Here is an 11848-nt window from a genome sequence, read left to right on the forward strand (position 1 = left end):
ATGAAGTTCGATACCCCAGCCCAGACCAATCCCATCGACAAGATGGCCGTTGTCGGCCGCCCCGTGGATCGGATTGACGGTCCGCTCAAGACAACAGGCACCGCGACTTACGCATATGAACACCGCGAGGCGATCAACCCCGCTTATGGTTGGGTGATCGGATCGGCCATCGCCAAAGGTACGCTCCGCTGGCTCAACCTCAATGAGGTCAAGGCGGCGCCGGGAGTGATTGCAGTGGTCACTGCGCAGGATGCGGGGCCCCTTGGCAAGGCCGGCAGAAACACCGCAAAGCTGCTCGGCGGCCCGGAGGTTGATCACTATCATCAGGCAATTGGTGTGGTCGTCGCAGAAACATTGGAGCAGGCCCGCGCCGCCGCCGCGCTTGCGCGCGTGGAGTATGTTCGCGCCGGGGGACAGTTTGATCTGGTTCAGGCGCTGGCAACCGCATCTGTTGTAGATGATAGCGGCAAGCCCAGTGCCCCCGAAATAGTGGGCACGTTCGATACGGCCTTCGCTGCCGCCCCGGTCAAACTCGATGCCGAATACACGACTCCCGACCATAGCCATGCGATGATGGAGCCGTTCGCCTCCATCGCCGTGTGGAACAACGACGAACTGACGGTGTGGACATCAAATCAGATGATTGATTGGGGTCGCGGAGACCTTGCCAAGACGCTCAATATGCCGAAAGAAAAAATCCGGTTCCTGTCCCCCTATATCGGCGGTGGCTTCGGTGGAAAGCTGTGGCTCCGTGTTGATGCTGTGCTGGCGGCGCTCGGCGCGAAGGCAGCGGGGCGTGCTGTCAAAGTGACGCTGCCAAGGCCATTCATGACGAACAACTCCACCCATCGTCCTGCAACGCGGCAGCGCATCCGCATCGGTGCATCACTGGACGGCACGATTACGGCGATCGGCCACGAGAGTGGTTCTGGTGATCTGCCGGGCGGAGGGCCGGAGACCGCGACAGCCCAGACCAGACTGCTCTATGCTGGCGCCAATAGGCTGACCGCACTGAGGCTCGCGGTGCTCGATCTGCCCGAAGGCAATGCGATGCGGGCACCGGGCGAGGCGCCCGGCATGATGGCGCTGGAAATCGCGATGGACGAGATGGCGGAGAAGCTGGGGATGGACCCGGTTGCCTTCCGCATCAAAAACGATACGCAGGTCGACCCCGCAAAGCCGGAGCGCCGCTTTTCACAGCGGCAGCTGGTCCGCTGTCTCACAGAAGGAGCAGAGCGCTTTGGCTGGTCACGCCGCAACCCGAAACCGGGACAGGCGCGCGACGGTCGCTGGCTAACCGGCATGGGCGTGGCCGCCGCGTTTCGCAATCATCTGAACGGGACGAGCGCGGCGCGTGTGCATCTTGATGCCAGTGGCATGGTAACTGTCGAAACGGACATGACCGATATCGGCACCGGCAGCTATACCATCATCGCCCAGACTGCGGCGGAGACGATGGGCGTGCCCGTCGAGGCGGTTTCAGTCAAACTCGGCAGCTCGGACTTTCCCGTCTCCGTAGGGTCGGGCGGGCAATGGGGTGCCGCCAGCTCGACCGCCGGTGTTTACGCTGCCTGCGTCAAACTGCGCGAGGCCATCGCGCAAAAGCTGGGCTTCGACCCAGCGAGCGCGCTGTTCGAGGGCGGCTTCGTTCGTAGCGGAAATCGTTCGGCCCGGCTGGGCGAGGCGGCGGCGCAAGGTCGGCTGACTGGCGAGGACAAGATCGAATATGGCGAGCTGGGCAAAACGTGGCAGTTGTCCACCTTTGGCGCGCATTTTGTCGAAGTGGGCGTAGACGCTTACACCGGCGTGACACGCATCCGCCGGATGCTGGCGGTGTGTGCTGCGGGGCGGATCATCAACCCGAAATCGGCGCGCAGCCAGGTTATCGGCGCGATGACGATGGGCGTGGGGAGCGCGTTGATGGAAGAGCTGGTGGTTGACAAGCGCTTCGGTTTCTTCGTCAATCACGACCTCGCCTCATACGAAGTGCCGGTCCATGCAGATATTCCGCATCAGGAGGTGATCTTCCTCGATGAGGCCGACGACAAGGCGAACCCGATGAAGGCCAAGGGCGTTGGCGAGCTGGGTCTCTGTGGCGTCGGTGCGGCAGTGGCGAACGCGATCTATAATGCCACCGGCGTCCGCATCCGCGATTACCCACTGACGCCCGACAAATATCTGGACAAGCTGCCACCGCTGGTCTGAGCGCGGAGGCAGGGCGCTGCGGCCCGAAGGGTTAGATCCCTAGACCGTTTTCAAGATGAGCGTAGAACGCTCATCGGCTCGGAAAACGGTCAGACTCTATGACGAGAGCCTTTCGGAACAGGCCGCGAACGAGCCGCGCTTCCAGAACCCGGCCGACAATGTAGAGGAACGCGAACAGCCCGGCGAACACATAGCTGGCGGTAGGCTTCAACTTTTTGTCCTCTTCCTTGGACTTGTCGTCTTTCTTGGGCTTCTCAGGGGCAGGTGCGCCAAGAAACTTGTCGATGGCATGCTGCGGAAGGACAGCCGGCTCCTTCTTCTCCTCTTTCGCGGTCGCCTCTTTCTTGGGCTCTTCCCACTTGCTGATGAGAACCGTCACCTGCGCGAATGCCAGGAACATCAGCGGCGCAAGAAAGCAGAACAGCAGCATGCGGCTCGCGAGCCGGTAGTTAAGCATTAACCCGCTCGCCTCACGTTCTATGCGCAGCACGCCACTTTCGAAAGTCGCCAGCTTATCCTGAGCGACCGGATCCTTCTTGCTGAAAGTTAATATGCTGCCGTTCCGCTCGTGCGTGGTGCCAACCTGATGAAACAGCGGCTCAATCCGGTCGAAAGCCTCATCGCACGATTGTGCTGGATCGATCGCCACGCTGCCCTTGACGTGCCAGATCCAGTCGACCCAATGCCACATGCTCACGCCTTGACGGTCTGGCTGCGGTGGCACGGTTACCAGATCATGCGGATGCGCGAGCTCAGTCATTCTGCTGGCACCATTTCAGGCTGATCGGGCTGACCTTTGCCGAAGCGGGCCTTGGTTGTCTTCCAGGCCTCGGTGAACGGATAGGTCATCTGCTCGCGGATCGACATGCGGCGCCCCCCCTCCATGCCGAGCAGTTCGGCCTCGCCATCCACACAGGTGCCGAACATCCTGTCAATGAAGATGTAGGTGCCGGCATAGTTGCTGCGGGTGGCCTCATAGTCCTGCGAATGGTGCAAGCTGTGATGTTCGGTGGTGTTAAAGATGTATCGCCACCAGCTTGGTGTATTGAACCGGACATTGATATGCTGATAGGTGCTGACGGCGAGGCCAATGGACCCGGCGAGCAAGGCGGCGCGGGGCAGAAAGTCGAAGAACCCACCGATGCCCAGGCCGATCAGAAAGAGCTCCACCGGGTTGCCGACAGCACCTTTGTTAATATTGAGCTGAGTAATGTAATGATGCACCGAGTGGGTCAGCCATAGCGGATACCAGTTGTGCATCCCACGATGCATCCAGTACTGCCCGAAGTCGAAGATGAACGAGATCAGGAACGCCTGCACCAGCAGCGGCAGGCCAATGAACCAGGCGAGCTTGTCCCAGTCGAACTGATGCTGAAGCGCCTCAATCACGGCGTCACTGCCGATATATCGTTCTAGGACCGCCAACACCGTGTAACCCAGCGAGACGTAGAACAGGTCGACGACCAGTTCCTTCCACGTCAGCCGCCAGCTGTCATAGCGGGGGTTTACCCACTCCAAAGCCAGCAACAAGGCCTTGAAACCGATGCCGATACCGATCGCGGTCGATGCCTTGGCGATTGAATTGGGGGCATAATACCAGAATGCCACCAGCGCAAACAGCATGGCGGGCTGGAACCAGGTGAAGACGAACTGTTTGACGCGACCACCTTGGACCCGCCCCACATTCTCCCACCCGATTGTGACCGGCGCGTCGGCGCCGATAATGCGCTTCCCTACACGGACTCCATCCATCGCGCCCTCATATCGGTTTGCATAATCCATGATCCGTCAGGCGCACCGAAGGACGAATAAGGTGCCAGAAGTCGGGCGCTTGGGACATTATCAACCTTGCTGATATCCCCTAATAACGCCAGACAGCATTCTGCTATCTCAGTCATAGATTCTATCTATGTCACGCGCACGGAAGGCAGAGTGGGCTGGCGCCGCATTTCCAAACAGGCTCTCAGGGAATAATTGAAAATTTTGCATTTACTATAAAAATGCAAATAACTTTATATCATTCGCCTCAGTATGGTAAATTATAATGTAATTCAATAAAAACTTTGGATCAGAAATTATAGTTTTTTAAGTTAATATTCCATAAACTATATAATGTTTTATTTTTACTGAATAAATCATGATTAAATACATGTATATTACGTTTAATTCACACGCCTGTTATACTCTAAAATTAAGGAATTTTTAATTCGACCGCCAATATTAACTTGGTCGAGCGTTCCCGATCGCACGAACGCCCTTTTCTAGGGGAATACACATGGCCACAGCAACAGTTACCGGCGGCAACAATGTCTCGCTCAGTCTTTCTGGCGCAGACCTGGTTACAGCCAAGAACGCACTGGCAGCACTTTCAAGCCAGTTCGCGTCATCGAAGGTACAGAACATTCCGTTGTTCCCGTCCTCACCCGCGGTGCTCGACGTTTACAACGTTGACAGCCGCTATACGCATAATGTGACCGCAACGCCCGATCTCGACGCGATTGTAGTGACGGGCAATGAAGGGACCAAGATCACCGGCAACTCGACCGTACAGCTGATCGCTGGCGGGCGCGGCGCAGACACGATCAACGCCGCAGGCGCAGCCAATGTAACGATTGCCGGCGGAGGTGGTGGCGACATCATCCAGCTCAACAGCGCGGGGCAGGCGGGCGGCAACGCGCTCATCTCGATGGCGTCGGGCAATGACACCGTGCGCATGTGGGGCGGCAACGCCACCATCACCGGCGCGCGCGTCGGCGACGAGATCGAGCTGAACGGCGGCACCAACACTGTCGTTGTCGACAAGAGCGCCAGCTTCGACATCAACGGCGGCAACAACACCATCGTCACCGGCGGCGGCAAGTTCACCGTCACCGGCTCTGGCCATGATGACATCACCGTCACGGGCCGCTCGGTCGAGATCGACAAGCACGGCCCCGGCACGCTGGACCTCACGCTCAATTCGACCGTGGGCGGCAGCTATGACCTCGAAGGCAATATGACGATCCACCAGATGGGTGCGGGCCGTCACAGCCTTGAGCTGAATGGCAACGACACCGTCTATCTCGGCGCGGGCAATGTCGACATCACCAATGTGCGCGGCACGACCGTGTACGGCGGCAGCGGCAAGCTCAACTTCGAGGGCGGCGGTTCAGGCAACGACTCGATCATGGCGGGCAGCGGCTCTGCCACGATCCTCGGTGGCGGCGGCTATGACACCATCATCGGCGGCTCTGGCGCGATGAAGGCGGATGGCGGCAGCGGCAGGGATTTGCTCATCGGCGGCAGCTTCAAGGATACGCTCACCGGAGGTTCGGGCGGAGACAGCTTCCGCTTCATCAACTCCGGCGGCCCGTCCACCGCGACCCACGTCATCACCGACTTCCAGCATGGCCTCGACAAGATCGACCTCTCTGGCGGCGGATACACTCTGGCGGACATCAGCTCGGCAACGATCAAGGCTGGGTCGACGGTCATCAAAATGTCCGACGGCACGCAGATCACGCTCAAGAACTTCACGAGCCTCACTGCGTCCGATTTCGCCTGATACGTCCATCAACCATGAAAAGCCCGGCGAAAGCCGGGCTTTTTGCGAGGTCTGAATGTCCCTGCTTACCCCGGATCACGTCGCCTGCCACGACGATCCTGCCTCCCTCTCAGCGGTCATCGCGATGGCAAACCACGCCATTGCCGATGGCCGTTTTGAGGTCGCGCTGCGCCATGCGGACCGGGCCTGGCGCCTGTCGCCGCAAACACCGCTGGTGTGCGAGATACTGATCGCGCTGCTGTTGCGGGAGGGCAATGCCGCGCGGGCTATGCAGGTTTTTGACGGGCTGGAGCAACGGCATGTGAATGTCGATCTCGGCGCGCTGCACATTGATGCGCTCCGGCTGTCAGGACAATGGGATAAGGCCAGCGCAGCGCTGGAGCACTATCTTGCCCGCTTTGCGGTGGAGCAGGACAGCAAGCTGGCGCGTGCCGCGAACGCGCTGGTTGAGGAACGCCCGCTTTCCGGATGGATTGGCGTTACGCCCGAACTTATGCTGACCGGGCATATTCCGGCACCCGCGCAGACACGGGACATCATCCTTGAATGGCACGAGCCGGACGGCACGCGCGAAACTATACGCATCCCCACGGCGGGCGGAGTGCGTCTGGCCGAGATGTTGTCGGAAAGGCGCGCTCTCAACGGGCTGCGGGTCGGTGTTCTCGGCGCTGACATCCGCCTTATCGGCGGAACGATCGCTTTTCCCGAAAGCTTTGGCCTGAACGGCACGGCGACCGTGCAACCAACCCGCGTTGAAGGCACAATCAACCTGAGCTGGCTGCCGTCAACCACGCCCCCGGCGCTGCTGATGGCGAAAAAGGCCGGGCATCAGCCGGTCACTCTCGTGGCAGACGACGCCGCTCCGGGCGATTGGCGCTTCAGCCTGCCTTTCGGCAAGCTCGGCAGGCTTGCCGGAGGCGTTTTCGAGCTTGGCGTCGCCCTGCCCGATGGCAGGGTTGTGCCCTTTCCGGGATCGCCGATCAGCCTCTGTGCGGCAAAGCCCTATCGTGCGCCCAGACGGCGGACGAAGCGCGGCAGAGTCGATGCCATCAGCACTGCCATCGTCATCCCCGTCTATCGCGGGGCAGCAGAAACCCGCGCCTGCATCGAGAGCGTGCTGGCAACCATCCCGCCCGCCGCGCCTGTCATCCTCATCAATGACGCCAGCCCGGAAAGCGCCATCACGGCGCTGATGGCCGAATATCAACACCACCCCCGCGTCACGGTCATCACCAACCCCTGCAACCTTGGCTTCCCCGGTGCGGCCAATCGCGGCATGGCCGCTGCGCCCGGCCATGATGTGATCCTGCTAAACTCTGACACGGTGGTCTTTCCGGGCTGGTTTGAGCGGCTGACAGCCCACGCCGACGCAAACCCGGACATCGCCACCATAACGCCGCTCTCCAACGCAGGCTCGATCGCCAGCTATCCCGGCGGAGAGGAAAGCGCCTGCACCGAGGAGGAAGCGCGGCGGCGCGACCATGCCGCAGCGGCAGCAAACCCCGGCCTCCATGTGGAGGCGCCAACCGGCGTCGGTTTCTGCATGCTCGTCCGGCGGGCCTGTATCAACGAGGTCGGCGCGTTTGACGAGCAGCTCTTCGGGCGCGGTTATGGCGAGGAGAATGATTTCTGCATGCGTGCCACGGCTCATGGCTGGAAGCATGTCATCGCGGGCGATGTCTATGTGCTCCATCGCAATGGCACGTCGTTCGGCATGACACGCAACGGCTGGATGGCGCGCAACGAGGCCGTGCTCGATCAGCGCCACCCGACCTACAAGGCGCTGGTCGAGACGTTCCACAAGGCGCAGCCGCTCGCGCCCCTGCGCCGCCGGATCGATACAGCACTGCTGCGCGAGGACGCACGCCCGGTCGCGCTGCTGGTGTCGCTGGCGCTGGCGGGCGGTGTGCAAAAGCATGTCGAGGCGCGCATCTCGGCGCTGGAGAAGCAGGGCTATCAGCCGATCATGCTGCGGCCCGGCAAGGAGAGCGGGTGCGCGCGCCTCACAGTGCCGGGCAAACCGGAGCTTCAGGATCTGCTGTTCACCAGCCAGAATGAACTGGAGGCGTTCCGCGCACTGATGGCTGCGCTGCCTGTCCGTCAGATCGAGATCCATCATTTTCTGGGGCTGGATGCAGCCTTTATCGATGCGTGCCTATCGCTCGATGCGCCGACAGACATCTTCATCCATGATTACAGCTGGTATTGCCCGCGCCTCAGCCTGCTCGGCGCCAATGGCAGCTATTGTGGCGAGCCGGGCGCGGCCGGGTGCCAAAGCTGCATCGTGCAGACCGGCTCCGAACTGCATGACCGCCTCTACCCCGATGCGCTGAAGGAACGCAGCCTGCGCTGGCTCCATCAGGCGCGGAATGTATTCGCCCCCTGCGAGGATGTCAGGCAACGCTATGCGCGCAGTTTCCCGGCCGTGGATTTCAGGATCGCGCGCTGGGAGGAAACCCCGCCCGCGCCCCGCCCCATCGCTGATCCTGTCCCGCATCGGGTTGCGATCATCGGCGCGATTGGAGAGCAAAAGGGGCGGGCCGTGCTGCTCGCCTGCGCGCGCCACGCGGCGCTGCATAATCTCGCGCTGGAATTCGTGCTGATCGGCTTTTCGGACGAGGAGGACGCGCTGCTCGCCACCGGCAAGCTGTTCATCACCGGCCGCTATGACGAAGCCGAGCTGCCGGAGCTGCTCCAGCGCGAGGCGCCCGCCGCGATCTTCCTTCCCTCTGTGACGCCGGAAACATGGAGCTATTCGCTTAGCCACGCGATGGCGACGGGCCTGCCCATCATTGCGTTCGATACCGGCGCGATAGCGGAGCGTCTGCGGCATACATCACACCCGCACCGCCTGCTCCCGCTCGAAACGCATGCGGCGCAGATCAACGAAATATTGATGAATATGTCGTCCGATGATGCTGCCGCACGGCAACAGCCACCCGCTGCTGATCCAGCGGCCAACGCTACTATCGATATGCCCCTTACCTTCCATGGCCACAGAGGTTCCATCATGCACGATCCCGGCAAAACCCTCACGTCCACCGCCGAATTCCTCACCCTCGCGCGCGGGCTGTATCATTTCTCTGTTATGCCGGGCGGCAATGGCAGAGCGGCGACGGAGGGCATGCTGCCCGCGCTACAGATCGTCACCGCGCCGGGCCAGCGCAAGGAGGATGTGGACTATATTTCCGCTCCGGGGTCAGAGCATCAGTGGCTGCGCAGCGCGCAGGACAGCGTGATCCTCAAGGTCAACACCGATAGCGTGAAGATGGTGGTCCTCTCGCTCACTGCGCCGGGGCTTGCGCCGCTGCACATCGATGTGCGCAAGCTGGACGGCGAGCAAGGCGCCGCCGCCTTCGCCAATGCCGCGCCTCAGCCCATGCAGCCGATTATGCTCCCCGGCCAGCCGCCGGTCGCCCAGCCGGGAGCGGCGCTGCTGCGCGCGCAGATCGTGGCGCATGTCGAATATGCGGGAGATGTGATCGGTATAGACCAGGCATGGGTGGGCACGCCCGATGGGGAAAGAGCGATCGAGTGCCTCACACTCACGCCGATGACCAGCATCGCGCCCTCCGCCATCGAGTATAAGGCACTCTCCGCCACCGGCGCGGAAACACCTTGGGTCGATCAGGGCCAACCCTGTGGCTCGCGCGGCAGGGCGACGCCCCTGCTCGGCTTCGCGATCCGGCAAAAGCCCGATGCAATGGCGCGCTTTCAGTGCGAATATTCGGGCAAGTTCGCCTCCGGGCGGATCGTCGGCTCGATGCGGGACGGCCAGATGTGCGTCAGCCCGCTCGCCAATGACCGCCTCGTCGGCGTCTGGGTCAATCTCGTCGATCATGCGGCGCAGCCCGCGCGCATCTCCATGAATATCGATACGATCCGCGGGGATATGCGCACGCTCGCCAATAATGCGCCCACGGGGCCGCGCTTCAGCCCCTTCCGAGAGACCGCCGCCTGACCCCCGCCACTTCAGCATTTCAAGGAATACCCAGTGCAACCCATCATCCTCAATGCCGGCTGCGGCCAGTCCGGGCCGGAGCGCCTGCCCCCGATGTTCGGCAGCTGGCGCCATATGCGGGTGGACATAGACCCGCAGGCCCAGCCCGATGTCGTGGCGGACATCACAGACCTCTCGCCTTTCAGCGACAATTTCGCGGATGCGCTGTGGACATCGCACTGCGTCGAGCATCTGTTTCAGCACCAGGTGCGCACCGCGCTGGCCGAGTTTCTGCGCGTGCTCAAGCCCGATGGCTTTGCCGTCATCCTCGTGCCCGATGTCCAGATCATCGCGCGCTATGTCGCGGAGGACCGGCTGCACGAAGTCCTCTATGAATCCCCCGCCGGGCCGATCACCGCGCATGACATATTGTTCGGCCACAGCGACTCGATCGAGCAGGGCAACCTGCACATGGCGCACAAGACCGCCTTCACACCGAGCAGCATCATCGCCGCCATGCAGGATGCGGGCTTTGCGGATATCGCGATCCGCCGCCGGCCGGGGCTGGAGCTGGCCTGCGTCGGCCGCAAGACCGCGCATGCGGACCAGAACCATATGGCGGGCCTGCTCGACGCGATGGCGCTATGATCTATCTCTTCATCCACCAGAATTTTCCGGGGCAGTACAAGCATCTCATCCGGCATCTGGCGGATGACCCGGACAACACTGTCTATTTCATTTCCCAGCCCAATCCCAACTGGATGCAGGGCGTCATCAAGCTCGTTTATTACCCCGATCTCGCCTCGCCGATCCAGTGCCACCGCTACACAGTCGACTTCGAGGTGGCGGTGCGTCACGGCGAGGCAGTGGCGAAATCGCTCTCCATGTTGAAGGCGCAGGGCGTCACGCCAGACATCATCATCGGCCACAGCGGCTGGGGCGAGACCCTGTTCGTCAAGGATGTTTACCCCGACACGCCGCTGCTGAGCTATTTCGAGTTCTTCTATCATCATGCGGGCGCGGATGCGGACTTCGACCCCGAATTTCCCGGCGGGCCGGATGATGGCGGGCGGCTGCGGATGCGCAACGCCGTTAATCTGCTGAGCTTTGAATCGACCGACTGGGGCAATGCGCCCACGCAATGGCAGCGCAGCCTCTATCCCCCGGAAATGCGCGGGCGCATCAGCGTGTTGCACGAGGGGATCGATACCGATGCGATCAAACCCGACGCGAACGCATGGCTCCAGATCGACCGGGGCGGCCTGCGCTTCACCGCGCAGGATGAGGTCATCACTTATGTCGCGCGCAACCTTGAGCCCTATCGCGGCTTTCATGTCTTCATGCGCGCCATCCCCGAAATCCAGCGCTTGAGGCCCAATGCGCATATCCTGATCGTCGGCGGAGACGAGGTGAGCTATGGCTGCGCCCTGCCGTCCGGCCAGACCTATCGCCAGAAGATGCTGGCCGAAATGGCCGGGCGCATTGATTTCAGCAAGGTGCATTTTCTGGGGCAGCTACCTTACGAAACTTACCTCAGCGTCCTTCAGATTTCCTCGGCGCACATCTATCTCACCTATCCGTTCGTGCTGTCCTGGTCCTTTCTGGAGGCGATGTCTGCGGGCTGTGCGATGATCGGCTCTGCCACCGCGCCGGTGCAGGAGGTGATCCGCGACGGCGAAAACGGCTTGCTGGTCGATTTCTTCTCTCCGGGCGCGATTGCGGAAACGGTCGACCGTGCCCTCTCCGACAAGAGCCGGATGGCGCAGATGCGCGACAATGCTCGCGCCACCGTCATAGAGCGCTATGACCTCAAGACGCGCGCCCTGCCACAATGGCAAAATCTGATCGCAGACCTCATCATGGGCCGCCGCCCGAATATCGCAGACACGCCGCCAAAGGCCACCCTGCTCCCGTCATCACCCTCGCCCAAGCGTCGCAAAACCGCCGCCCCGGCAGGCGAAACCGCCACTGCAAGCAGGCCCATGGCCAGCCTCGAACTGCTGCGCCACTGATCATTCATGCTGAATGAAAATGCCCAACGAAAATTAAGATTAAAATCAAGGAAATTCCTAATTTTCGGTCCCTAGAAACGGCTGAAATTCTATGGGTTCGGTGATTCCGGGCGAGATGCGCACCTTCGCGAAAACGAGTTCTGATTG

Annotated in this window: 7 protein-coding genes; 5 read left to right on the forward strand and 2 right to left on the reverse strand. The window is 61.3% G+C overall.

Annotated features, from left to right (window positions below):
* Positions 1-2205 (forward strand): aldehyde oxidoreductase molybdenum-binding subunit PaoC, encoded by a 2205-nt coding sequence (paoC, locus tag EQG66_RS08225; RefSeq protein WP_129404116.1) that lies wholly within the window; start codon positions 1-3, stop codon positions 2203-2205.
* Between the two features lie 70 nt (positions 2206-2275).
* Here the strand turns inward: paoC and EQG66_RS08230 are convergent, their stop codons facing one another.
* Positions 2276-2965 carry a hypothetical protein gene (locus tag EQG66_RS08230; RefSeq protein WP_245987952.1) on the reverse strand — a complete coding sequence of 230 codons (690 nt, stop codon included), beginning with the start codon at positions 2963-2965 and terminating at the stop codon, positions 2276-2278.
* Positions 2962-3957 (reverse strand): sterol desaturase family protein, encoded by a 996-nt coding sequence (locus EQG66_RS08235; RefSeq protein ID WP_129404117.1) that lies wholly within the window; start codon positions 3955-3957, stop codon positions 2962-2964. Before EQG66_RS08235 ends, EQG66_RS08230 begins: the two co-directional genes overlap by 4 nt.
* 523 nt (positions 3958-4480) lie before the next feature.
* Between EQG66_RS08235 and EQG66_RS08240 the strand changes: the two genes are divergently transcribed.
* Genes EQG66_RS08240 through EQG66_RS08255 form a run of 4 tightly spaced genes read left to right on the forward strand, consistent with a single transcriptional unit; the run spans position 4481 to position 11701 of the window.
* Positions 4481-5749 (forward strand): calcium-binding protein, encoded by a 1269-nt coding sequence (locus EQG66_RS08240; RefSeq protein ID WP_129404118.1) that lies wholly within the window; start codon positions 4481-4483, stop codon positions 5747-5749.
* Between the two features lie 55 nt (positions 5750-5804).
* Positions 5805-9710: a glycosyltransferase gene (locus tag EQG66_RS08245; protein WP_129404119.1), complete on the forward strand. Its 3906-nt coding sequence runs from the start codon at positions 5805-5807 to the stop codon at positions 9708-9710.
* A 33-nt stretch (positions 9711-9743) separates the two neighbouring features.
* Positions 9744-10337 carry a class I SAM-dependent methyltransferase gene (locus tag EQG66_RS08250; protein ID WP_129404120.1) on the forward strand — a complete coding sequence of 198 codons (594 nt, stop codon included), beginning with the start codon at positions 9744-9746 and terminating at the stop codon, positions 10335-10337.
* Positions 10334-11701, forward strand: a complete 1368-nt coding sequence (locus EQG66_RS08255; RefSeq protein ID WP_129404121.1) for a glycosyltransferase family 4 protein — start codon at positions 10334-10336, stop codon at positions 11699-11701. Before EQG66_RS08250 ends, EQG66_RS08255 begins: the two co-directional genes overlap by 4 nt.
* The last annotated feature ends 147 nt before the right edge of the window (positions 11702-11848 follow it).

The sequence above is a fragment of the Sphingobium fluviale genome (genome assembly GCF_004122115.1).
In the GTDB taxonomy this organism is placed as follows: Bacteria; Pseudomonadota; Alphaproteobacteria; order Sphingomonadales; family Sphingomonadaceae; genus Sphingobium; species Sphingobium fluviale.

Coding starts and splice junctions, on each gene's coding strand:
- EQG66_RS08235 (WP_129404117.1), bottom strand. CDS start 3,957: ATGGATGGAGTCCGTGTAGGGAAGCGCATTATCGGCGCCGACGCGCCG.
- EQG66_RS08245 (WP_129404119.1), top strand. CDS start 5,805: ATGTCCCTGCTTACCCCGGATCACGTCGCCTGCCACGACGATCCTGCC.
- paoC (WP_129404116.1), top strand. CDS start 1: ATGAAGTTCGATACCCCAGCCCAGACCAATCCCATCGACAAGATGGCC.
- EQG66_RS08240 (WP_129404118.1), top strand. CDS start 4,481: ATGGCCACAGCAACAGTTACCGGCGGCAACAATGTCTCGCTCAGTCTT.
- EQG66_RS08255 (WP_129404121.1), top strand. CDS start 10,334: ATGATCTATCTCTTCATCCACCAGAATTTTCCGGGGCAGTACAAGCAT.
- EQG66_RS08230 (WP_245987952.1), bottom strand. CDS start 2,965: ATGACTGAGCTCGCGCATCCGCATGATCTGGTAACCGTGCCACCGCAG.